The sequence below is a fragment of the Streptomyces sp. NPDC041124 genome, from assembly GCF_055592385.1.
This window is the reverse complement of sequence record NZ_JBVIYR010000003.1, coordinates 152,882-175,500: the sequence shown is the minus strand read 5'-3', so window position 1 is coordinate 175,500 and position 22,619 is coordinate 152,882. Positions and strand designations below refer to the sequence as shown.

Sequence of the window (22,619 nt, the reverse complement as noted above, 5' to 3'; positions counted from 1 at the left end):
GCGTCCGTCGCGGGAGCGGTGTTCGTGGTGGATGCCGCTCCCGTGGAGGGCCTTCTCGTGTTCGGCGGGACGGGTGGGCAGACTGAGCTCATGACAGCGAGTCCGATGAGCAAGGGGTCCAATCTTCCCGTCGACGCCTCCGTGGTGCGGGCCGAGCTCGCCTGGAGGGCCGGGGCCGGCGTGCCGGACATCGACGCCTCGGCGGTGCTGCTCACCGAGACGGGGCGGGTGCGGGACGACGGCGACTTCGTCTTCTACAACCAGCCGCGGCACACGTCCGGTGCCGTGACGCACCTGGGCAAGCGGAGTGCGGCCGGTGCCTCGACGGACACCCTGGAGGTGAACCTGGGCACGGTCGATCCGGCCGTCGAACGGATCGCACTGTGCGCCTCGGCCGACGGCGGGACGTTCGGCCAGGTGCCGGGGCTCGTGCTCAGGCTGCTCGAGGCGGGGGCGGGGAGCGAGATCGCGCGGTTCGACATGGCCGCGGGGACCGAGACCGCCTTCATCGGCGGCGAGTTGTACCGCCGGCAGGGGAAGTGGAAGTTCCGTGCGGTGGGGCAGGGGTACGCCGCCGGGCTGGCCGGGCTGGCCACGGACTTCGGCATCACCGTCGACGAGCCCGCCCCGACGGCCGCCCCGGCGCCTGCCGTGACCGCGGCCCCGCCTCCCCCACCCGTCGCCCCGGCGCCGACGCCCCTCGCCCCGGCAGCCGGCGCCCGGCTGTCCAAGGGCGAGGAGCGTCTGCCCGTCGACATGCGCAAGCGGTTGTCGCTGCGCAAGGAACAGGTGGCGGTCAGTCTGCGCAAGCACGGTGCCGCCCATGTCACCGCTCGCGTCGTCCTCGTGCTGGACGCCTCCGGGTCCATGTCCTTCCTGTACTCCAAGGGCGTCGTGTCCGACGTCGTCGAGCGGATGGCCGCGGTCGCGGCGCAACTGGACGACGACGGGGAGATGCAGGCCTGGACGTTCGCCTCGCATCCGGCCCGGCTGCCGGATCTGCGGCTCGGTGAGCTTCCCGAGTGGCTGCGGCTGCATGTGCGGGTGGGGGAGGTGGGCCTCTTCCGCCGCGGGCGGAAGAAGGGGCTGGAGCCCAGCCAGGTCGACATGCGGGACGTCGGAATCCAGAACGAGGAGCAGAAGGTCATCGCCGAGGTGCGCGCGTTCGTGCGCGACCATCCGGCGTCCGCTCCGACGCTCGTGCTGTTCTTCTCGGACGGTGGGGTCTACCGGAACAAGGAGATCGAGCGGGAGCTGCGTGAGGCGGTGGAGGAGCCCGTCTTCTGGCAGTTCGTGGGCCTGGGCAAGTCCGACTACGGCGTGCTGGAGCGGTTCGACACGCTGCCCGGACGCCGTGTCGACAATGTCGGCTTCTTCGCCGTCGACGACATCAGCACCGTGCCGGACCCGGAGCTGTACGACCGTCTCCTGTCCGAGTTCCCGCTGTGGATCACTGCCGCGGGGCGTGCGGGCATCCTCTGAGAGCCGGTTCGTCGGAAGGCGGACGCGACCGGGGCCCACCGGTGTCCGGCCCGTCCCGGCTCGCGCTCCCGGAGCGGGGAGCGCGAGCCGGGACGGGTCACCGGCCGTCCGGGTCACTCCGGCTGGTGCTCCGGGCCCCCGAAGTCCGGGCTCGAGTAGTCCGGACTGGAGTAGCTCGGCCGCGTACCGCGGGTCGAGCCCTTGTCGGGACTGGAGAAGCCCGGACGGTCGTATCCGAGGTGCGGCATACGGCCGGCCCGCGCCGACGGTGCCGTGTGCTGGAGCGTGGCGGCCGTCGCCGGGTCGGTGAGGGCGTCTCGCAGGAACGGGACGATCCCCCGCTCCAGCAGGGCGTCCCGCCAGACGTCCCTGGCCCGGGTCACCTCCTCGTCGAGTTCGCGGTACGCGCCGCCCGGCGCCGAGGGCTTGTTGCGCAGCGCGGTGAGCAGCAGTCCCACGGCGGCCACGAGGATGGCGACGGCCGTCACCGCGCCGAACACCCACCCCGTGGTGAGCATGGTCCGGGTGAACGCTGCCTCGGGGTCGAGCATCCGCAGGATGTAGCCGACGAGCAGGAAGATCGCGGCGGCCGTGCCGGCCAGGACGGGGGCCAGGACGGCGACCACGGCCACGGCACCGGCCCCGGCCGTCTCGGCGACCTCGCCCATGGTGGCGGCGAGACCCGACGCGCCCGTGCCCGGCTCGGTGGAGCCGGAGTCGTGGGCGGCCGGGGAGGGCGGCGCCGGTGGCCGGCGCAGTTCCTCGCGGACCTTCACGTAGTGCTGGTACTCGGTTGCCGCGGCCGCGGTGATGAGCGCGGTGGCGCCGAGTGCCATCGTGCGCAGTTGTTCCGGGTTGAGCCGCTGTCCGACGGCGGCCAGTTCCGGATTGTGTGGTGCGGAGCGCAGCGCCTCATCGAGGATCCGCTCGTATTCCTGGCGGTCCTCGTTCAGCAGGTGCTGCGGAACGCTGTTCATGTGCATCCCCCGATGCTCCGTAGGGCTTGGGGCTCGGCATGCTGACGAGCCGTCGGGCAGAAACGGAGGGGAGCCTGCTACGGATAAGCCGATGGTAGAGCGGCGACGGTGCGTGGTGACAGGGGGTTTACCGAAATTGGCGTCCGCGCGGTGCGTCGGCGGGCCGCCCCGGACACGGCCCGCGGAACGCTCAGACGTCCAGGGGCAGTTGCTGGACCAGCAGTTTTCCGGCCATGGTGACCCCGCCGTCCATCGCGATGGCGAGTCCGTCGGCGTAGACGTGAGGTGCGGCGATCACCGGACCGCTGTCGTCCTCGCCGTCCTCGGAGCCGACTTCGCCCAGCAGATACGGAATGGGGCTGTGGCCGTGGACGACCCGGGTGCCGCCGTACGTGTCCAGCAGGGAGCGCACCGCGTCGGCGCCGCCCTCGTCGCGGAAGGAGAACCGCTTGGTCAGCTTGCGGAACAGGTCCCAGACCTCGTCGGCGTCGTTGCGGGTGAGCGTCTCGCGGACGGTGTCGTTGACCTCTTCGATGGAGCGGCCGTAGTCGAGGTAGGCGGTGGTGTCGGAGTGGAGCAGCAGGTGGCCGTCGACCTCCTCGACGGCGTCGAGGCGGGCCATCCACTGCAGGTGGTGGTCCTGGAGGCGGTCCATGTCGGTCTTCTGGCCGCCGTTGAGGAGCCAGGCGGCCTGGAAGGTGGCGGTGCCGGCCCCGGAGTTGACCGGGGTGTCGCCGAACCGCTTGGCGCCGAGCAGCAGCAGCTCGTGGTTGCCCATGAGGGCCTTGCAGTAGCCGCCGGCCGCGGCGGCCTCGGCGGACAGGCGCATCACGAGGTCGATGACGCCGATGCCGTCCGGGCCGCGGTCGGTGAAGTCGCCGAGGAACCACAGCCGAGCGGTCCCGGCGCACCACTGGCCCGCCGAGTCGACGAGGCCCTGCTCCCGGAGGGCGGACAGCAGCTCGTCGAGGTAGCCGTGGACGTCGCCGACCACGTAGAGCGGTCCTTGGCCGGTGGCGGACTGCGGGGCGGGCGCGGGATCGACGGTCACCTGGACGGTGTCACCCCGATTGATGACGGGGAGGTCCCGCTGGGTGGGGGTGTACCCCTCCGGGAGGGTCTCCTCGGAGGGTGGCGCGATGTCACCGGGGTGCGTGCTCTGGGCGTACGGGCCGGTCTCGTGGACGTAAGCGGGTACCCGGAAGTCGCGCAACGTCGCCGTCCGCTCCACCTCGGGTCCCTGACCGGCCCCCTGAGTCATCGACCCCTCCACCATCGCGCCGCTTCTGCACCGCGTCGGACTGCCTGGTCGCAGCGGCCCGCGGTGTCGTGGGCCCATCATAGGAATGCGGATCGCTCTGTGTGATGACCCAGGGGTGGTGAATCGGAGCGAGACTCCCGGTTCGCCGTGCATTTCGCCCTTTTTGCATCGTTTCGCGGTCGCTCCGTGATCGACCTCGCCGTGCGTTCCCCGCCGTGACCGTTCCTGCCGCGTGTCTTCCTGCGGAGATCTTCCCGCGTGGCCCTTCCCGCCGCCGGCGCCCTGCCCGCCCCTTCCGGGGGCCGTCCGCAGCGGCGGAGGGCCGGGGTGGGGCCGTTCCCGCTTCCCCCCTTTGGAAGCGGGGGGACCGTGCCCCGGGCCCTCCTCGGGCCCTCGTGCCTCACGACCCCTTCGGTGATCTCGGAGGGCTGACCGTGGTGCGGGGCGGGCGGCGCTGCGAGGAGGTGCGCACGATCAGCTCGGTCGGTATGACCTGCTCGACCGGGCGGTCGGAGTCGACCCCTTCGATGGCGTCGATCAACAGCTGGACCACCGCTGTGCCGATGCGGCGCGGTTTCAGGGAGAGCGTCGTGACGGGCGGTTCGGTGCCGGCGTAGACGGTCGACTCGCTGCAGCACACGAGCAGCAGGTCGTCCGGGACGCGCAGGCCGTAGCGGCGGGCGGCGGCGAGCAGGTCCGTTCCGTTGGGGTCGAACAGGCCGTAGACGGCGTCGGGGCGGTCGGGGCGGGCGAGCAGCCGGTCGGCGGCGACGGCGCCCGCGCACGGATCGTGCGCCGGGTAGGCCTCGTAGACCGGATCCTGGCCCACGCGCTCGCACCAGCGCAGGTAGGCGGTGGTCGACAGATGGGTGTAGGTGTCGGTGGTCGTGCCGGTGAGCAGGCCGATCCGGCGGGCGCCCGCGTCGGCGAGGTGGTCCAGGATGCCGAGGACGGCGGCCTCGTGGTCGTTGTCGACCCACGCCGTGACCGGCAGTGATCCTGCCGGACGGCCGTCGGAGACGACCGGTAAGCCCTGGCGGACCAGTTCGCTGACCACCGGGTCCTGGTCGGAGGGGTCGATGACGACCGTGCCGTCCAGGGCGACGTTGGACCACACGTCGTGGCGGGAGGTCGCGGGGAGGATGACGAGGGCGTAGCCGCGGGCGAGCGCGGCGGAGGTGGCGGCGCGCGCCATCTCGGCGAAGTACGCGAACTCGGTGAAGGTGAAAGGTTCATCCCCGTAGGTCGTCACGGTCAGGCCGATGAGTCCGGACTTCCCGGTGCGGAGCGTACGGGCGGCGGCCGAGGGGCGGTACCCCAGTCTGTCGGCCACCTCGCGGACGTGGCGCCGGGTGGCGTCCGGGAGCCGGCCCTTGCCGTTGAGGGCGTCGGAGACGGTCGTGATGGAGACTCCGGCGGCGGCGGCCACGTCCCTGATGCCCGCCCGACCCGGCCGGCTGCCTCGGCGTGAGGTTTCCGCGCGGCTCACCTGGTGCTTCCCTGCTGCTGTCATGGCGAGCCGATAGTAGGGCTCTTGCGGTGGGGTAGGGCGGACGCATATGCACGCGTTGACAGGCACGTTTCTGCAAGATCATTAGCGGATAAATCCCTTGGAAGTAAAGGGTGTTGAACGTTCCAATGACAGGACCTGACGTGTCGACGCATGCGGGCCTGTCGAGGGTCCGATGTTGCGAAGAGGTCTCAACTCACCTGCACGAGGGATGCGCGCCACGGCGCGAACCACCGGCGCGTAGATATATGTGCGGCGCGCCCCTCTACCTCGCGCCGTTCGTACCCCTTCGAGTGATGTTGCCCCCGTTACCGCTGTGTCCGGCGGTGCGGATGGGGGTCCGGGTCCGTCGTGTGTGTGCCTCCACCGCCCCTATACGCAGCGGCGCCGAATCCTCATAAGGTGAGCAGTATTGGATGTCGGCGGCGGTCATGGGCCGCCGGTCTTCGCGAGGAGGACTGCGGTGAGCGAGACGAGCCCCAAGCTGCGCGCCGAGCTGGAGGGGATCCCCACGTACAAGCCGGGCAAGCCGGCGGCGGCCGGCGGCCCGGTGGCGTACAAACTGTCCTCCAACGAGAACCCGTATCCGCCGCTGCCGGGCGTGATGGAGACCGTGGCGGCTTCCGCCGCCACCTTCAACCGGTACCCGGACATGGCCTGTACGGCCCTGATGGCCGAGCTGTCCGACCGGTTCGGCGTTCCCGCCTCCCACGTGGCCACCGGTACCGGCTCGGTCGGAGTGGCCCAGCAGCTGCTGCAGGCGACCGCCGGGCCCGGCGACGAGGTGATCTACGCCTGGCGGTCCTTCGAGGCGTACCCGATCATCACCCAGATCAGCGGTGCCACGTCGGTCCAGGTGCCGCTGACCCCGGGTGATGTGCACGACCTGGACGCGATGGCCGACGCGATCACCGACCGGACCCGGCTGATCTTCGTCTGCAACCCGAACAACCCCACCGGCACGGTGGTGCGACGGGCCGAGCTGGAGCGCTTCCTCGACCGGGTGCCCGGCGACGTCCTGGTGGTCCTCGACGAGGCCTACCGCGAGTTCATCCGGGACACCGAGGTGCCGGACGGGGTCGAGATCTACCGGGAGCGGCCCAACGTCTGCGTCCTGCGGACCTTCTCCAAGGCGTACGGCCTGGCGGGGCTGCGGGTCGGCTTCGCCATCGCGCACGAGCCGGTGGCCGCGGCGCTGCGCAAGACGGCGGTGCCGTTCGGGGTGAGCCAGATCGCCCAGGACGCGGCGATCGCCTCGCTGCGGGCCGAGGACGAGCTGATCGGCCGGGTCGGTTCGCTGGTGTGCGAGCGCAACCGGGTGATGGACGCGCTGCGGGCCCAGGGCTGGACGGTACCCGAGACGCAGGCCAACTTCGTGTGGCTGCGGCTGGGGGAGAGCACGGTTGCCTTCGCGCAGGCGTGCGAGCAGGCAGGCGTGGTCGTCCGGCCGTTCCCGGGGGAGGGCGTACGGGTCACGATCGGGGAGACCGAGGCGAACGACATCTTCCTCAAGGTGACAGAGGGCTTCCGCAAGGAGGCCTGACCGGCACGGACGTTGTGATCGGGAAGAACACCGTGATCGGCGAGCAGGAGTTTCGAACAGCGCGCGCTTCCGGGCGGCCGGCGGGCATCCGCCGGCCGCCTCCCCGTGTGCCCGGAAGGGTGTGCGAAGGGGTTGACGTCACAGGGGACCCCCCTTCCGAGTCTGAAAAGCAGTAGGTCATAATTGCTTGTGAATGTGAACGCGTTCACAAGCGCGACCCGTTGTACCGAGATGTGGCGGGACGAACGGGATCAAGCGGTCGCTGTGACCACCGCTGAGTAAGGAGCGACGACGTGGATCTGGCTCTGGCGCCGGAGACCCTGGCGCGATGGCAGTTCGGCATCACCACCGTCTACCACTTCCTCTTCGTTCCCCTGACGATCTCGCTGGCCGCCCTCGTTGCCGGGCTGCAGACCGCCTGGGTGCGCACCGGTAAGGAGAAGTACCTCGGGGCGACGAAGTTCTGGGGCAAGCTCTTCCTGATCAACATCGCGATGGGCGTGGTCACCGGCATCGTGCAGGAGTTCCAGTTCGGCATGAACTGGTCCGACTACTCACGGTTCGTCGGTGACGTCTTCGGCGCTCCGCTCGCCTTCGAGGCTCTGATCGCCTTCTTCTTCGAGTCCACCTTCATCGGCCTGTGGATCTTCGGCTGGGACAAGCTGCCCCAGAAGGTCCACCTGGCCTGCATATGGATGGTCTCGATCGGCACCCTGCTGTCGGCGTACTTCATCCTCGCCGCCAACTCCTGGATGCAGCACCCGGTCGGCTACCGGATCAACGAGGAGAAGGGCCGCGCCGAGCTCACCGACTTCTGGCTGGTGCTCACCCAGAACACCACGCTCAACCAGGTCTTCCACAGCTTCTCCGCGGCCTTCCTGACCGGTGGCGCCTTCATGGTGGGCATCGCCGCCTTCCACCTCATGCGCAAGAAGCACATCCCCGTGATGCGGACCTCCCTCCGCCTCGGCCTGGTCACCCTCGCGGTCGGCGGCCTGTTCACCGCGGTCAGCGGCGACACCCTCGGCAAGGTCATGTACGAGCAGCAGCCGATGAAGATGGCCGCCGCCGAGGCCCTGTGGGACGGCGAGGAGCCCGCACCCTTCTCCGTGTTCGCCTACGGGGACGTCGACGAGGGGCACAACAAGGTCGCCCTGGAGATTCCCGGACTGCTCTCCTTCCTCGCCCACAGCGACTTCGAGTCGTACGTGCCCGGCATCAACGACACCAACGAGGCCCTGCAGGAGAAGTACGGGCCCGGTGACTACAAGCCCATCGTGCCCGTCGCCTACTGGGGCTTCCGCTGGATGATCGGCTTCGGCATGGCCTCCTTCTCGCTCGGCCTGCTCGGCCTGTGGCTCACCCGCAAGAGGTTCCTGCTGCCGGCCGCCCACCGCACCGGGGAGGACGAGGTCCCGCGCCTGGTGCTGCTGAAGAAGCCGCTCGGCTCCCGGCTCAGCCGGCTCTACTGGCTCCTGGCGCTGTGGACCATGGCCTTCCCGCTGATCGCCAACGCCTGGGGCTGGATCTTCACCGAGATGGGGCGGCAGCCCTGGGTGGTCTACGGCGTGATGCGGACCGAGGACGCCGTCTCCCCCGGCGTGTCCACGGCCGAGGTCATCACCTCGATGTCCGTTTTCACCCTGCTCTACGCCGTCCTGGCCGTCATCGAGGTCAGGCTGCTCGCCAAGTACGTCAAGGCCGGCCCGCCGGAGCTCAGCGAGTCCGACCTCAATCCGCCCACGAAGCTCGGCGGCGACCTCCGTGACGCCGACAAGCCGATGGCCTTCTCGTACTAGGCCGAGGGAGCCCCACTGTCATGGAACTGCACAACGTCTGGTTCGTTCTGATCGCCGTCCTGTGGATCGGCTACTTCTTCCTGGAGGGCTTCGATTTCGGGGTCGGCATCCTCACCCGGCTGCTCGCCCGCGACCGTGCCGAGAAGCGGGTGCTGATCAACACCATCGGCCCCGTCTGGGACGGCAACGAGGTGTGGCTGCTCACGGCCGGCGGCGCGACCTTCGCCGCCTTCCCGGAGTGGTACGCCACCCTCTTCTCCGGCTTCTACCTGCCCCTGCTGCTCATCCTGGTCTGTCTGATCATCCGCGGCGTCGCCTTCGAGTACCGGGCGAAGCGGCCGGAGGAGACCTGGCAGCGCAACTGGGAAACGGCGATCTTCTGGACCTCGCTGCTCCCGGCGTTCCTGTGGGGCGTGGCCTTCGGGAACATCGTGCGCGGCGTGAAGATCGACGCCGACTTCGAGTACGTGGGCACGGTCTGGGACCTGCTCAACCCGTACGCCGTACTGGGCGGCCTGGTCACCCTGACACTGTTCACCTTCCACGGCGCGGTGTTCACCGCCCTCAAGACGGTCGGTGAGATCCGGGAACGCGCCCGGGTGCTCGCCCAGCGCGTGGGTCTGGTCACCGCCGTACTGGCGCTGGTCTTCCTGCTCTGGACGCAGGCCGACAACGGGGACGCCGCCAGCCTCGTCGCGCTGGCCGTGGCGGTCGGCGCCCTGGTCGCCGCGCTGCTGACGAACCGGGTGGGGCGTGAGGGATGGTCGTTCGCCCTGTCCGGCGTCACCATCGTGGCCGCCGTGGCGATGCTCTTCCTGACGCTGTTCCCGAACGTCATGCCGTCCACGCTCGACGCGGACTGGAGCCTGACCGTCACCAACGCCTCCTCCAGCCCTTACACGCTGAAGATCATGACCTGGCTCGCGGTGATCGCCACGCCGATGGTGCTGGCCTACCAGGGCTGGACCTACTGGGTGTTCCGCAAGCGCATCGGCACCCAGCACATCGCCGACCCCGTGCACTGAGGTGTGTTTCACGTGAAACCAATCGATCCGCGACTGCTCCGGTACGCCCGTGCCACCCGGGGCTTCCTGGTGGCGGTCGTCGGCCTGGGTGTCGTCGGCGCGGTGCTGGTCATCGCCCAGGCCATGCTCATCGCCGAGATCGTGGTGGGTGCGTTCGAGGACGGCCTGTCCGCCGCTGAACTCGGCACCCCCCTGCTGCTGCTCGCCGCCGTGGCGGCGGGCCGCGGGCTGGTGGGCTGGCTGACGGAACTGGCCGCACACCGGGCCAGTGCCGCGGTGAAGTCGGAACTGCGGGGCCGGCTCCTGGAGCGGGCGACGGCGCTGGGCCCGGACTGGCTGGGCGGACAGCGCACCGGATCCCTGGTCGCCCTGGCCACCCGAGGAGTCGACGCGCTCGACGGCTACTTCTCGCGTTACCTGCCCCAGCTGGGACTCGCGGTGGTCGTCCCGGTGGCGGTGCTGGCGAGGATCGTCACCGAGGAGTGGGTGTCGGCGGCGATCATCGTCGGCACCCTGCCGCTCATCCCGGTCTTCATGGTGCTGATCGGCTGGGTCACCCAGTCCCGGATGGACCGCCAGTGGCTGATGCTGTCCCGGCTGTCCGGACACTTCCTGGACGTCGTCGCCGGGCTGCCCACGCTCAAGGTGTTCGGGCGGGCCAAGGCGCAGGCGGAGTCGATCCGGAGGATCACCGCCGACTACCGGCGGGCGACCATGCGGACGCTGCGGATCGCCTTCATCTCCTCCTTCGCGCTGGAACTGCTCGCCACGCTTTCCGTGGCGCTGGTCGCCGTGACCATCGGCATGCGGCTCGTGTACGGCCACATGGACCTCTACACCGGCCTGCTCATCCTGATCCTGGCGCCGGAGGCCTATCTGCCGCTGCGACAGGTCGGCGCCCAGTACCACGCGGCCGCGGAGGGCCTCGGGGCGGCCGAGGAGATCTTCTCCGTGCTGGAGACGCCCGTACCCGCGCCCGGAACGGGCACCGTTTCGAAGGGCGCCGTCTCCCTCGAGGACGTGACGGTCCGCTATCCGGGCCGGTCCACGGATGCCGTGGCGGACGTGTCCCTCACCATCGCCCCGGGTGAGACGGTCGCGCTCGTCGGTCCGAGCGGGGCGGGAAAGTCGACCCTGCTGAACGTGCTGCTGGGCTTCGTCCGCCCCACGGCGGGCGCCGTGCGGATCGGCGGAGCCGACCTCGGCGGACTCGACCTCGCCGAGTGGCACGACCACGTCGCCTGGGTGCCCCAGCGCCCGCACCTGTACGCCGGGACGATCGCGGAGAACGTACGGCTCGCCCGGCCCGGCGCGGACGACGACGCCGTGCGGCGCGCCCTGCGGGACGCGGGTGCGCTGGAGTTCGTGGACGCGCTGCCGGAGGGCGCCGACACCGTACTGGGCGAGGACGGAGCGGGTCTGTCGGCCGGGCAGCGACAGCGGCTCGCGCTGGCCCGGGCGTTCCTCGCCGACCGGCCCGTTCTCCTGCTCGACGAACCGACGGCCGCGCTGGACGGCGCCACCGAGGCCGAGATCGTGGAGACGGTGCGACGGCTGGCGGACGGCCGGACCGTGCTGCTCGTGGTGCACCGGCCGGCTCTGCTGGCCGTCGCGGACCGGGTGGTCCGGATCGCGGAACCGGCCCCCACCGGCGGTCCCGAGGAGTCCGCGGAGCGGGCGGCCGGTCCCGTACCGGCCGTCGACGCCGGCCTCGTACCGGAGGGCGGATCCTCCGGGCCCGACGACGCGGAACCCGTCCGGGGCGGCGTACTCACCCGGGTCCGTGCCCTGTCCGGCGCACGCCGCGGGCGGATCACCCTCGCGCTGCTGCTGGGGACCCTCGCCCTGGGGAGCGCGGTCGGGCTCATGGCGACGTCCGGGTGGCTCATCTCCCGGGCCTCCCAGCAGCCTCCCGTGCTGTATCTGATGGTGGCCGTGACGGCGACCCGGGCCTTCGGTATCGGCCGGGCCGTGTTCCGGTACGCCGAACGGCTCGTCTCGCACGACGCCGTCCTGCGCATGCTGGCCGACACCCGGGTCGCGGTGTACCGCCGCCTCGAGCGGCTGGCGCCCGCCGGACTGCGCGGTGCCCGCCGGGGCGACCTGCTCTCCCGGCTGGTCTCCGACGTGGACGCACTCCAGGACTACTGGCTGCGCTGGCTGCTGCCGGCCGGCGCGGCCGTCGCGGTCTCCGCCCTGTCCGTCGGCTTCACCGCATGGCTGCTGCCCGAGGCCGGTGCCGTCCTCGCCGCGGGGCTGCTGGCGGCCGGCGCGGGTGTGCCCCTGCTGACCGGTGCGGTGGCCCGCAGGGCGGAGCGCAGGCTGGCGCCGGCCCGGGGCGTGCTGGCGACCCGGGTGACCGACCTGCTCACCGGCACCGCCGAGCTGACCGTCGCCGGGGCCCTGCCCTCCCGGATCGCCGAGGCACGGCGGGCCGACGCCACGCTCACCCGGATCGACGCGCGCGCCGCCACCGCCACCGCGCTCGGCGACGGGCTGACCGCGCTGACCTCCGGTCTGACCGTGGCGGCAGCCGCGCTCGTCGGTGCGGGGGCGGTGGCCACCGGCCGGCTGGACGGTGTCGCGCTGGCCGTCGTGATCCTCACCCCGCTCGCCGCCTTCGAGGCTGTCGCGGGGATGCCGCTCGCCGTGCGGTACCGGCAGAGGGTCCGCCGCAGCGCGGAACGCGTGTACGAGGTGCTGGACGCCCCGGCGCCCGTGCGGGAGCCCGAGACGCCCCGCCAGGCACCCCTCTCGCCGTTCCCCCTCGTGATCAAGGGGCTGACCGCGCGGCACGCCGGGCAGGACCGGGACGCGCTCGCGGGACTGGACCTGACCCTGGAACGGGGCCGTCGCATCGCGGTGGTCGGTCCTTCCGGATCGGGCAAGACGACACTCGCCCAGACGCTGTTGCGATTCCTGGACCCGGCCGCGGGCTCGTACACGCTGGCCGGAGTGGACGCCCGCGCCCTGGACGGCGACGACGTGCGGCGGCTGGTCGGACTGTGCGCGCAGGACGCGCACCTCTTCAACAGCTCGATACGGGAGAACCTGCTCCTGGCCAGGAAGGACGCCACCGAGGACGAACTGCGCGACGCGCTCGGCCGGGCCCGGCTGCTGGACTGGGTCGACGGCCTGCCCGACGGGCTGGACACGCTCGTCGGTGAGCACGGGGCGCGGCTGTCCGGCGGGCAGCGGCAGCGGCTGGCGCTCGCCCGGGCGCTGCTCGCGGACTTCCCCGTCCTGGTGCTGGACGAACCGGCGGAGCACCTCGATCTGGCGACCGCCGACCGGCTCACCGCCGATCTGCTGGCCGCCACGGAAGGGCGCACCACACTGCTCATCACCCACCGGCTGGCCGGTCTCGACGCGGTGGACGAGGTCGTCGTGCTGGAAGCGGGACGTGTGGTGCAGCGTGGTCCGTACACCGAACTCGTCTCCGCCGAGGGGCCGTTGCGGATGATGGCCCGGCGGGAGGAGGAGGCGGAGCTCCTGGTGGCGACGCGTTAGGTCAGTGGTCCCGACGCGTGGTCGCCGCCGGACATGACAGCGCGTCATACCTGTCCCCATATACCCCTGTTCGGCGGTATCGGTGGTCCGTCCGGGGGCAGTGCTCCCCCAAGTGCACGACGTGAGCGGGCCCGGGCGTGCGGGCGGGGCCAGGATCGCAGTCATGCGTCTCACCCGCCGTCATCCGCTGCTCGTCGCCGTGCCGCTGTGCGCGCTCGCCGTGCTCGCCGCCCGGCCCGCCGACGGCGGCGGCTCCCCCACCCCCGGGCACGGCTCGGCCTCCGGGGTCAGCGCGGAGGTGGCGCGGCTGTACGAGGAAGCGGCCACGGCGACCGAGCGGTACGAGGCCGGTCTCCGAGAGGCGGACCGGCAGCGGGCCAGGGCGCACGAACTCGAGCGGCGGCTCGACCGGGAGCGGCGGGAGGCGGCCGTGCTGCGGGAGGAGCTGGGCCGGATCGCCAGCTCCCAGTACCGGGACGGCGGCGGGCTGCCGCTCACCGCGCACATGCTGCTCGCGGACGATCCGGAGGAGCTGATGCGTGGTCAGCGCGTGGTGCGGAAAGCGGAGACGGCGCTGGACCAGGCGATCGACAGGAGCGAGCGGGCCGAGGCCCGGCTCGCCCGCGACGAGGCCGGGGCCGCGACGGCGTGGCGGAAGCTGAAGAAGCGGAACACCGAACTCGCCGCTCTGAAGAAGGCCATCGAGGCGAAGCTCGAATCCGCGCGGTGGAAGCTGCAGGGGCAGGCCGATGCCTCGGTCGCGGCCGGTGCCTGCCGCGGCGCGGTCCGGCTGGAGCAGCCTGAGACGCGCTTCACCACCCGCTGGGTGGCGCCGGTGGAGACGTACGAGCTGTCCGCGTCCTACGGCAGCGGAGGGGCGCGGTGGGCGAACCGGCACACGGGGCAGGACTTCGCGGTGCCGATCGGCACACCGGTGCGGGCCGTGGGGGCGGGCAGAGTGGTGAAGGTGTCCTGCGGAGGGGCCTTCGGAGTCGAGATCGTGGTCCAGCACGCGGGCGGGTACTACACCCAGTACGCCCATCTCGCCGCCGTCGCCGTCGACCAGGGCGAGCGGGTCACGCCCGGTCAGTGGATCGGTCAGTCCGGCACCAGCGGCAACTCCACGGGACCGCACCTGCACTTCGAGGTGCGGGTCACGCCCGAGATGGGGTCGGCGGTGAACCCCGTGTCGTGGCTGGCCCGGCACGGGGTGCCGCTGTGAGCGGCTACAGCCGCCCGTCCAGCAGCCGCTCGATCACCACGGCCACCCCGTCGTCGTTGTTGGCGACGGTGTGACCCGAGGCGGCGGCGATGACGTCGGGGTGCGCGTTGCCCATCGCGTAGGAACGGCCCGCCCAGCTCAGCATCTCGACGTCGTTCGGCATGTCCCCGAAGGCGACGACCTCCTCGTGCGAGATGCCCCGCTCGGCGCAGCACAGGGCGAGCGTGCTCGCCTTGGACACCTCGGGCCCGCTGATCTCCAGCAGGGCGCTGGGGCTGGAGCGGGTGACGTTGGCGCGGTCGCCGATGGCGAGTCGGGCGAGGGTGAGGAAGGCGTCGGGATCGAGCGTGGGGTGGTGGGCGAGGATCTTGAGCACCGGTTCGCCGGCGGTGTGGGACTCGGGATGCAGCAGGTCCTCGGCGGGCGCGAGGGCGTCCGGGATCTCCATGTGCAGCTTGGGGTAGGCGGGCTCCTGGTGGAAGCCGTAGGTCTGCTCGACGGCGTACACGGTGCCGGGGGCGGCGTCGCGCAGCAGCTGCACCGCGTCCAGCGCGTTCTTGCGGGGCAGCTCCCGTACCTTCACGAAGCGGTGCGCGCCGGGGCCGCCGTGCAGGTCGACGACGGCGGCGCCGTTTCCGCAGATGGCGAGGCCGTGGCCGTGGACGTGGTCGCTGACCACGTCCATCCAGCGGGCCGGCCGGCCGGTGACGAAGAAGACCTCGATGCCGGCCTCCTCGGCGGCGGCCAGCGCGGCGACGGTGCGGTGGGACACCGACTTGTCGTCACGCAGCAGGGTGCCGTCGAGGTCGGTGGCGATGAGCCGCGGTGGAGCGGCGGCTGCCGGGGGCTCGGGCTGTCGGGTCGCTGAGATCACCCGGCCATTGTCGCGCATATGCCCGCACGACCGTGCGGGACCGTGCACATCTGAGTGGTTACCGCCGTCACCGGGCGACCTCGGACTGCGGGCGTCGGAGTGGTCAGCGCAGTTGGGCCGGCGCCTCCATGGCGATCCGTTCGAACACCTTCTGGTCCACGGCGAAGTCCGAGTCGGGGATGGGCCAGTGGATCACGATCTCGGTGAATCCCAGTTCGGCATGGCGTCCCGCGAAGTCGACGAAGGCGTTCAGGGACTCCAGCGGTCGGCTCCGGTCCGGGGTGAATCCGGTGAGCAGGATCTTGTTCAGTTCGGTCACGTCCCGGCCGAGCTCGGCGCAGGCGTCGGCCAGCTTCTCCGCCTGGCCGCGAATGGCCTGAACCGACTGCTCGGGCGTGCCGTTCTCGAACAGCCGGGGGTCACCCGTGGTCACCCAGGCCTGCCCGTGACGGGCCGCGAGCCGCATCCCGCGCGGGCCGGTCGCCGCCACAGCGAACGGCAGCCGGGGCCGCTGCACACAGCCCGGAATGTTGCGTGCCTCGTGCGCCGCGTAGAAATCGCCCTCGTACGACACCGAGTCCTCGCAGAGGAGCCGGTCGAGCAGCGGGACGAATTCGGCGAAGCGGTCGGCGCGCTCACGCGGGGTCCATGGCTCCTGGCCCAACGCGGTGGCGTCGAAGCCGGTGCCACCCGCTCCTATGCCGAGCGTGACACGCCCGCCGGAGATGTCGTCGAGGGTGACGAGCTCCTTGGCCAGGGTGACCGGGTGCCGGAAGTTCGGAGAGGTCACCAGGGTGCCCAGCCTCATCCGGTCGGTGACCGCCGCGGCGGCGGTGAGGGTGGGAACGGCGCCGAACCACGGACCGTCCCGGAAGCTGCGCCAAGAGAGGTGGTCATAGGTGTAGCCCGTATGGAAGCCGAGCTCCTCGGCGCGCGCCCACGCGGCGCGACTGCCCTCGTGCCAGCGGCGGTAGGGAAGGATCACGGTGCTCAGGCGCAGACTCATGCCACCGAGCCTATGCGTCTCCCCACGTTTCACGTGAAACGTCGGCCCACGCGCGTCCCCGCAGGCGGGAGCCGCGCTCTCAGCGGCCGGCGGGGAAACGCAGGTACCGGCTCGGTACGGCACCGGTCAGCCACACGCCGTTCTCACTCAGGTGGAAGACATGGCCGTCCCGGTGCATCGCGCCCGCGTTCACCGACAGCACGACCGGCCGCCCCCTGCGGGCGCCCACCCGGGTCGCCGTCTCCCGGTCGGCGGAGAGGTGCACGGCGTGCCGGTCCATGGGGCGCAGTCCCTCGGTCCGGATCGCCTCCAGATTCCGGGCGAACGTGCCGTGGTACAGGTACGGCGGCGGAGTGGCCGCGGGCAGTCCCAGATCGACCTCGACGGTGTGTCCCTGACGGGCGCGGATCCGGGTGCCCTCCACAGCGAAGCGCCGCTTGTCGTTGGTGGCGACGACGTGGTCGAGTTCCGCCCGGGTGAACCGGAAGCCGTGCGCGGACGCCGCGGCGATCAGCGCCTCGATCTCGACCCAGCCGCCCTGGTCGAGCGAGAGCCCGATCCGCTCCGGCTGGTGCCGCAGGTGTCTGGAGAGGTACTTGGACACCTTGACGGTGCGTCTTTCGTCCATCTGCTCGGAGTGCATCCGCCCAGAGTGCCGGGAGAGACGCGCATCACGCGATCGATTTCGCCGAGAAGGTTTGGTCCACAGCCAAGTGCGGTTATCCACAGGGTACTTGGTGTCCGTTGTGGACAACGGGCCCCCTCCCGGGCGTCTCACACCGGCGGCTTCATCCGCGCGATCCTCCGCACCGCACCCGGCATCCACCGTGCCAGCGCGTACGCCGTCCGCGCCTCCGGGGTGACCGGCACCACCGCCTCGTCGCGCACCACCGCCCGCAGGATCGCGGCCGCGACCTTCTCCGGCGGGTAGCCGCGCAGCCCGTACAGACGCGCCGCCCGCTTCCGCAGCCGCCGCTCCTCCCCGGCGTCCACGCCCGCGAAGCGCGCGGTGGAGGTGATGGCGGTGTCCACGAACCCCGGGCACACCGCCGTCACGCCGATCCCGCGTCCCGTGAGCTCCGCGCGCAGGCACTCGCTCAGCATCAGCACCGCCGCCTTGGACGTGCTGTAGGCCGGCAGCGCCCGGGAGGGCTGGAACGCCGCCGCGGACGCCACATTGACGATGTGGCCGCCCTGTCCGCGCTCGGACATCCGCCGTCCGAAGAGGCGGCATCCGTGGATCACTCCCCACAGGTTGACGTCGAGGACCTGCCTCCAGTCCTCCGCGGTGGTGTCGAGGAACGAGCCGCTCAGTCCGATGCCGGCGTTGTTCACCAGGACGTCCAGCACGCCGTACTCGGTGGTGACCCGTTCGGCGAGCTTCTCCATCGCCCGCTCGTCCGACACGTCCGCCGGCTCGGCCCAGGCCGCCGCAGCACCCCGCCGGAGGGCCTCCCCGGCGGTGCCGGCGGCGGCCTCAGCGTCCCGGTCGACCGCCAGCACGCGCGCACCCGCCTCGGCGAACGCGAGCGCGGTGGCCCGCCCGATGCCGCTGCCCGCCCCCGTCACGAGGACCAGCTGCCCGCCGAACCGGTCGGCGTACCGGCTCGCCGACGGCACCTGGGCCCGGCCCTGCTCCACGGACGTCACGAAGTCGGTGATCCACGTCGCCAGCAGGTCCGGGCGGCTGCGCGGCACCCAGTGCCCGGCCCGCAGCGTCCGCCGGGTCAGCCGCGGCGCCCACTGCTCGAGATCCTCGTAGAGCCGCTCCGAGAGGAACGCGTCCTCCAGGGGAGTGATGAGCTGCACCGGCGCGTGCGCGTAGGCGTCGGTGCGCGGGTTGCGCAGCCGGGGGCGCACGTTGTCCCGGTAGAGCCAGGCGCCGTGGGCCGCGTCCGAGGGCAGGGACGGGGTCGGATAGCCGTCGCCGGGCACCTTCTCGTGGTGCTCGAGGAGTCGCGGCCATGCCTTGCCGAGCGGCCCGCGCCACGCCAGCTCCGGCAGTACGGGCGTGTGCAGCAGGTAGACGTACCAGGACTTGGCGCCCTGCCCCAGCAGCCGGCCGAGCCGGCGCGGTGTCGGCCGCTTCACCTGACGGTCGATCCAGTGCCCGAAGTGGTCGAGCGAGGGGCCCGACATCGAGGTGAAGGAGGCGATCCGCCCCTCGGCGCGCCCGACGGTCACGAACTCCCAGGACTGCACCGACCCCCAGTCGTGCCCCACCAGGTGCACGGGACGGTCCGGGCTCACCGCGTCCACGACCGCGAGGAAGTCGTCGGTCAGCTTCTCCAGCGTGAACCCGCCGCGCAGTGGACGCGGCGCCGTCGACCGGCCGTGACCCCGCACGTCGTACGCCACGACGTGGAAACGCTCCGCGAGCCGGGACGCGACCTGGGACCACACCTCCTTGCTGTCCGGATAGCCGTGCACCAGGACGACCACGGGCCGCCCGGGCTCGCCCAGCTCGGCCACACACAGCTCGACCCCGCCCGTGGGCACCCAGCGCTCCCGCGCACCCCTCATCCGCGTCACACCGGCGAATGTGGCAGTCGTCAGAGGGCTCGTCAACAGCGCCCCGAGCCCCGTGCACGGCTCTCGGGCGGGGCTTCCCTTACGGGCCCGTACGACTCCAGGGGGAGCCCAAGACAGCTCTCCGGTCTGACGACCCCGGTGGTACGGGTCACTACCGTCGGGGACGTGACTGTGATCGCGACCGAAAGCCTGAGCAAGCGGTTCCCCAGGGTGACCGCTCTTGACCGGCTCTCCGTGGACGTCGGGCCCGGTGTGACCGGACTCGTCGGAGCCAATGGAGCCGGCAAGTCCACACTGATCAAGATCCTTCTGGGTCTGTCCCCCGCCACCGAGGGCCGCGCCGAGGTGCTCGGCCTCGACGTGGTCACCAAGGGCCCCGCCATCCGCGAGCGGGTCGGCTACATGCCGGAACACGACTGCCTGCCTCCGGACGTCTCGGCCACCGAGTTCGTCGTCCACATGGCGCGCATGTCCGGCCTGCCGCCCACCGCCGCGCGGGAGCGCACCGCGGACACGCTGCGCCACGTCGGCCTGTACGAGGAGCGCTACCGCCCCATCGGCGGCTACTCGACCGGTATGAAGCAGCGGGTGAAGCTCGCGCAGGCCCTGGTGCACGACCCCCAGCTGGTCTTCCTGGACGAGCCGACCAACGGCCTCGACCCGGTCGGCCGCGACGAGATGCTCGGCCTGATCCGACGCATCCACACCGACTTCGGCATCTCCGTCCTGGTCACCTCCCACCTGCTGGGCGAGCTCGAACGCACCTGTGACCACGTCGTCGTCATCGACGGCGGCAAACTGCTGCGTTCCAGCGCCACCACGGACTTCACCCAGACCACCACGACCCTCGCGATCGAGGTCACCGACACCGACGAGCACCCCGACGGCACCCGCGCGGTCCGCGAGGCGCTCCACGCGCGCGGGGTGAGCGTCGAGGACGGCAGCGGACTGCCGGGCGCCGGACACGTCCTGCTGCTCACCGCCCGGGGCGAGGAGACGTACGACCTGGTCCGTGACGTCATCGCGGACCTCGGCCTCGGACTGGTGCGCATGGAACAGCGCAGGCACCACATCTCCGAGGTCTTCACCGACAACGGCGAACAGCGCGACGAGCAGCGGAAGGAGGCGGTCGGTCATGGCAGCTGAGCAGTCCACGCGGACACCGGCCACCGCTGCGGGTGACACCCGCATCCACAACATCGGCTACCGCTCCTACGACGGCCCCCGCCTGGGCCGCGGCTACGCGCGGCTGTCGCTGTACTCGCAGTCCCTGCGCGGCTCTTACGGACTCGGCCGGTCGGTGAAGTCCAAGGTGCTGCCGATGCTGCTGTTCGTGGTGATGTGCGTGCCCGCGGCCATCATGGTGGCCGTCGCGGTCGCCACCAAGGCCAACGACCTGCCTGTCGACTACACGCGCTACGCGATCGTCATGCAGGCCGTCATCAGCCTGTACGTCGCTTCGCAGGCGCCCACGTCCGTCTCGCGCGACCTGCGCTTCAAGACCGTACCGCTGTACTTCTCGCGTCCCATCGAGACCGCCGACTACGTGCGCGCCAAGTTCGCCGCGCTGGCCTCCGCCCTGTTCATCCTCACCGCCGCCCCCCTGCTGGTGCTGTACGCCGGCGCGCTGCTGGCCAAGCTCGACTTCACCGACCAGACCAAGGGATTCGCACAGGGACTCGTCTCCGTGGCACTGCTCTCGCTGCTCTTCGCCGGCATCGGCCTGGTCATCGCGTCGGTCACCCCGCGCCGCGGCTTCGGCATCGCGGCCGTGATCGCCGTCCTGACCATCTCCTACGGCGCGGTCTCCACCCTCCAGGCGATCGCGGACGTCCAGGGCAGCGGCGACGCCGGCATCTGGATCGGCCTGTTCTCGCCCATCACCCTCATCGACGGGGTGCAGTCCGCCTTCCTGGGCGCGAGCTCCGCCTTCCCCGGCGGGGTGGGCCCGGACCGCGCCGAAGGCGTCGTCTTCGTCCTGTTCACCCTCGGCCTGATCGCCGCCGGCTACGGCCTGCTGGTGCGCCGCTACAAGAAGGTGGGCCTGTGACCACGCCCGACCCGTCGCCCGCCACCTCCTCCTCACGGAACGGGCTGCGCCCATGAGCACTCTCACGATCGACCATGTCTCCCGCTGGTTCGGCAACGTGGTCGCCGTCAACGACATCACCATGACCATCGGCCCGGGCGTCACCGGTCTCCTCGGCCCCAACGGTGCCGGGAAGTCCACCCTCATCAACATGATGGGCGGCTTCCTCGCCCCCTCCACCGGCTCCGTCACCCTCGACGGACAGCAGGTGTGGCGCAACGAGTCCATCTACCGGCACATCGGCATCGTCCCCGAGCGCGAGGCGATGTACGACTTCCTGACCGGCCGCGAGTTCGTCGTCGCCAACGCCGAACTGCACGGCCTGGGCGCCAAGGCAGCCCAGAAGGCGCTGGCCACGGTAGAGATGGAGTACGCGCAGGACCGCAAGATCGCCACGTACTCCAAGGGCATGCGGCAGCGCGTGAAGATGGCCTCGGCGCTGGTCCACGAGCCGTCGCTGCTCCTGCTGGACGAGCCCTTCAACGGCATGGACCCGCGCCAGCGCATGCAGCTGATGGACCTGCTGCGGCGCATGGGCGACGAGGGCCGCACCGTGCTGTTCTCGTCCCACATCCTCGAAGAGGTCGAGCAGCTCGCCTGGCACATCGAGGTCGTCGTCGCCGGCCGGCACGCGGCCGGCGGCGACTTCCGCCGGATCCGCCGCCTGATGACGGACCGCCCGCACCGCTACCTGGTGCGTTCCAGTGACGACCGCGCGCTCGCGGCCGCGCTGATCGCCGACCCGTCGACGTCCGGCATCGAGGTGGACGTGGCGGAGGGCGCCCTGCGCATCCAGGCCGTCGACTTCGGCCGCTTCACGTCCCTGCTGCCGAAGGTCGCGCGCGAGCACGGCATCCGGCTGCTCACGGTCTCGCCGTCCGACGAGTCCCTCGAGTCCGTCTTCTCGTATCTCGTCGCGGCGTAGGAGGCCGAACATGTACGACCCCACAGTCGCCCGGCTCACCTACCGGGCCCTGCTCGGCCGCCGCCGGGCCCTCATCCTGGGCGCGCTGCCCCTGCTGCTGATCGCGATCTCCCTGGCGGTGCGCGGTCTCGCCGGCGCCGACGACCAGACCGCCGCCGACGTGCTGGGCGGCCTGGCGCTCGCCACCATGGTGCCGATCATCGGTGTCATCGCGGGCACCGGCGCGATCGGTCCCGAGATCGACGACGGCTCGGTCGTGTACCTGCTGTCCAAGCCGATCAAGCGGCCCACGATCATCTACACCAAGCTGATCGTGGCGATCGCCGTCACCATGGTGTTCTCGGCGGTCCCGACCCTGATCGCCGGCCTCATCCTGAACGGCAACGGCCAGCAGGTCGCCGTCGCCTACACGGTGGCCGCGCTGGTCGCCTCCATCGCCTATGCGGCACTCTTCCTGCTGCTCGGCACGGTCTCGCGGCACGCGGTGGTCTTCGGACTGGTCTACGCACTGGTCTGGGAGGCGCTGTTCGGTTCCCTGGTGCCCGGCGCGCGCACGCTGAGCGTCCAGCAGTGGGCGCTGGCCGTGGCGCAGAAGGTCTCCGGCGGTGACCTGGTCACCTCGGACGTGAGCCTGACGACCGCGACGGTGCTGCTCGCCGCGGTCACCGTGCTGGCCACCTGGTACGCCGGCCAGAAGCTGCGTTCGCTGACGCTCGCCGGCGAGGAGTGAGGACGCTCGTCCCGGCGGACCGGGTGCCGGCGCCGCCCGCCGTGGCAGCGGCGCCGCCCGCCCATGGGGCAGCGGCGCCGCCCGCCCGTTTATTCGGTGGCGTCCGGTTCGTCCGGCGGGCAGAGTGAGGGTGT

General features: G+C 71.3%; 17 protein-coding genes. 10 read left to right on the top strand and 7 right to left on the bottom strand.

The window, feature by feature from the left end:
* Positions 1 to 90 precede the first annotated feature (90 nt).
* On the top strand, positions 91 to 1,482 hold the full coding sequence (locus tag ACZ6A9_RS09015; RefSeq protein ID WP_468981151.1) for a VWA domain-containing protein: 1,392 nt from the start codon (positions 91 to 93) through the stop codon (positions 1,480 to 1,482).
* Between the two features lie 113 nt (positions 1,483 to 1,595).
* On the opposite strand, the gene ACZ6A9_RS09010 is transcribed toward ACZ6A9_RS09015, so the two are convergent.
* The 3 genes from ACZ6A9_RS09010 to ACZ6A9_RS09000 form a co-directional block, all read right to left on the bottom strand.
* A complete protein-coding gene (locus ACZ6A9_RS09010) occupies positions 1,596 to 2,465 on the bottom strand; it encodes a hypothetical protein (protein WP_468981148.1) in 870 nt (289 codons plus the stop codon).
* 184 nt (positions 2,466 to 2,649) lie between these two features.
* Positions 2,650 to 3,735 carry a metallophosphoesterase gene (locus ACZ6A9_RS09005; protein WP_468981142.1) on the bottom strand — a complete coding sequence of 362 codons (1,086 nt, stop codon included), beginning with the start codon at positions 3,733 to 3,735 and terminating at the stop codon, positions 2,650 to 2,652.
* Between the two features lie 385 nt (positions 3,736 to 4,120).
* A complete protein-coding gene (locus ACZ6A9_RS09000; RefSeq protein WP_468981138.1) occupies positions 4,121 to 5,233 on the bottom strand; it encodes a LacI family DNA-binding transcriptional regulator in 1,113 nt (370 codons plus the stop codon).
* 460 nt (positions 5,234 to 5,693) lie between these two features.
* Between ACZ6A9_RS09000 and hisC the strand changes: the two genes are divergently transcribed.
* The 5 genes from hisC to ACZ6A9_RS08975 all read left to right on the top strand — a co-directional run bounded on the left by hisC (position 5,694) and on the right by ACZ6A9_RS08975 (position 14,329).
* Complete coding sequence (gene hisC / locus ACZ6A9_RS08995; protein WP_468981135.1) at positions 5,694 to 6,773, top strand: histidinol-phosphate transaminase; 1,080 nt, start codon at positions 5,694 to 5,696, stop codon at positions 6,771 to 6,773.
* A 293-nt stretch (positions 6,774 to 7,066) separates the two neighbouring features.
* Positions 7,067 to 8,572, top strand: coding sequence for a cytochrome ubiquinol oxidase subunit I (locus tag ACZ6A9_RS08990; protein WP_468981133.1), 1,506 nt, complete (start codon positions 7,067 to 7,069; stop codon positions 8,570 to 8,572).
* 20 nt (positions 8,573 to 8,592) lie between these two features.
* The gene (cydB, locus tag ACZ6A9_RS08985) at positions 8,593 to 9,597 is read left to right on the top strand and encodes a cytochrome d ubiquinol oxidase subunit II (RefSeq protein ID WP_468981130.1); all 1,005 of its coding nucleotides are present in this window, start codon (positions 8,593 to 8,595) and stop codon (positions 9,595 to 9,597) included.
* A 12-nt stretch (positions 9,598 to 9,609) separates the two neighbouring features.
* Complete coding sequence (cydD, locus tag ACZ6A9_RS08980) at positions 9,610 to 13,107, top strand: thiol reductant ABC exporter subunit CydD (RefSeq protein WP_468981128.1); 3,498 nt, start codon at positions 9,610 to 9,612, stop codon at positions 13,105 to 13,107.
* A gap of 163 nt (positions 13,108 to 13,270) precedes the next feature.
* On the top strand, positions 13,271 to 14,329 hold the full coding sequence (locus tag ACZ6A9_RS08975; RefSeq protein ID WP_468981125.1) for a M23 family metallopeptidase: 1,059 nt from the start codon (positions 13,271 to 13,273) through the stop codon (positions 14,327 to 14,329).
* 4 nt (positions 14,330 to 14,333) lie between these two features.
* On the opposite strand, the gene ACZ6A9_RS08970 is transcribed toward ACZ6A9_RS08975, so the two are convergent.
* From ACZ6A9_RS08970 to ACZ6A9_RS08955, 4 genes are all read right to left on the bottom strand, one after another.
* Positions 14,334 to 15,221, bottom strand: a complete 888-nt coding sequence (locus ACZ6A9_RS08970; RefSeq protein WP_468981123.1) for a Cof-type HAD-IIB family hydrolase — start codon at positions 15,219 to 15,221, stop codon at positions 14,334 to 14,336.
* An 85-nt stretch (positions 15,222 to 15,306) separates the two neighbouring features.
* Positions 15,307 to 16,209, bottom strand: a complete 903-nt coding sequence (locus ACZ6A9_RS08965; RefSeq protein WP_468981121.1) for an LLM class flavin-dependent oxidoreductase — start codon at positions 16,207 to 16,209, stop codon at positions 15,307 to 15,309.
* Positions 16,210 to 16,288: 79 nt separating this feature from the next.
* Positions 16,289 to 16,837 (bottom strand): RNA 2'-phosphotransferase, encoded by a 549-nt coding sequence (locus tag ACZ6A9_RS08960; protein ID WP_468982877.1) that lies wholly within the window; start codon positions 16,835 to 16,837, stop codon positions 16,289 to 16,291.
* 146 nt (positions 16,838 to 16,983) lie between these two features.
* Complete coding sequence (locus tag ACZ6A9_RS08955) at positions 16,984 to 18,732, bottom strand: SDR family oxidoreductase (RefSeq protein WP_468982874.1); 1,749 nt, start codon at positions 18,730 to 18,732, stop codon at positions 16,984 to 16,986.
* 135 nt (positions 18,733 to 18,867) lie between these two features.
* On the opposite strand from ACZ6A9_RS08955, the gene ACZ6A9_RS08950 reads away from it, so the two are divergent.
* From ACZ6A9_RS08950 to ACZ6A9_RS08935, 4 genes are read left to right on the top strand one after another with little or no spacing between them, the layout of a single operon-like run.
* A complete protein-coding gene (locus ACZ6A9_RS08950) occupies positions 18,868 to 19,887 on the top strand; it encodes an ABC transporter ATP-binding protein (RefSeq protein WP_468982870.1) in 1,020 nt (339 codons plus the stop codon).
* A complete protein-coding gene (locus ACZ6A9_RS08945) occupies positions 19,877 to 20,791 on the top strand; it encodes an ABC transporter permease (protein WP_468981118.1) in 915 nt (304 codons plus the stop codon). The genes ACZ6A9_RS08950 and ACZ6A9_RS08945 overlap by 11 nt, the downstream gene beginning before the upstream one ends.
* Before the next feature lie 52 nt (positions 20,792 to 20,843).
* A complete protein-coding gene (locus tag ACZ6A9_RS08940; RefSeq protein ID WP_468981114.1) occupies positions 20,844 to 21,755 on the top strand; it encodes an ABC transporter ATP-binding protein in 912 nt (303 codons plus the stop codon).
* A 10-nt stretch (positions 21,756 to 21,765) separates the two neighbouring features.
* Positions 21,766 to 22,485, top strand: a complete 720-nt coding sequence (locus tag ACZ6A9_RS08935) for an ABC transporter permease subunit (RefSeq protein WP_468981111.1) — start codon at positions 21,766 to 21,768, stop codon at positions 22,483 to 22,485.
* Positions 22,486 to 22,619 lie beyond the last annotated feature (134 nt).

Bases quoted from the DNA above. Each gene is read 5' to 3' on its own strand.
- cydB (WP_468981130.1), top strand. From the start codon at position 8,593: ATGGAACTGCACAACGTCTGGTTCGTTCTGATCGCCGTCCTGTGGATC.
- ACZ6A9_RS08955 (WP_468982874.1), bottom strand. From the start codon at position 18,732: ATGAGGGGTGCGCGGGAGCGCTGGGTGCCCACGGGCGGGGTCGAGCTG.
- ACZ6A9_RS08960 (WP_468982877.1), bottom strand. From the start codon at position 16,837: ATGGACGAAAGACGCACCGTCAAGGTGTCCAAGTACCTCTCCAGACAC.
- ACZ6A9_RS09005 (WP_468981142.1), bottom strand. From the start codon at position 3,735: ATGGTGGAGGGGTCGATGACTCAGGGGGCCGGTCAGGGACCCGAGGTG.
- ACZ6A9_RS08935 (WP_468981111.1), top strand. From the start codon at position 21,766: ATGTACGACCCCACAGTCGCCCGGCTCACCTACCGGGCCCTGCTCGGC.
- ACZ6A9_RS09015 (WP_468981151.1), top strand. From the start codon at position 91: ATGACAGCGAGTCCGATGAGCAAGGGGTCCAATCTTCCCGTCGACGCC.
- ACZ6A9_RS08970 (WP_468981123.1), bottom strand. From the start codon at position 15,221: ATGCGCGACAATGGCCGGGTGATCTCAGCGACCCGACAGCCCGAGCCC.
- ACZ6A9_RS08975 (WP_468981125.1), top strand. From the start codon at position 13,271: ATGCGTCTCACCCGCCGTCATCCGCTGCTCGTCGCCGTGCCGCTGTGC.
- ACZ6A9_RS08965 (WP_468981121.1), bottom strand. From the start codon at position 16,209: ATGAGTCTGCGCCTGAGCACCGTGATCCTTCCCTACCGCCGCTGGCAC.
- ACZ6A9_RS09010 (WP_468981148.1), bottom strand. From the start codon at position 2,465: ATGCACATGAACAGCGTTCCGCAGCACCTGCTGAACGAGGACCGCCAG.
- ACZ6A9_RS09000 (WP_468981138.1), bottom strand. From the start codon at position 5,233: ATGACAGCAGCAGGGAAGCACCAGGTGAGCCGCGCGGAAACCTCACGC.
- ACZ6A9_RS08945 (WP_468981118.1), top strand. From the start codon at position 19,877: ATGGCAGCTGAGCAGTCCACGCGGACACCGGCCACCGCTGCGGGTGAC.
- ACZ6A9_RS08940 (WP_468981114.1), top strand. From the start codon at position 20,844: ATGAGCACTCTCACGATCGACCATGTCTCCCGCTGGTTCGGCAACGTG.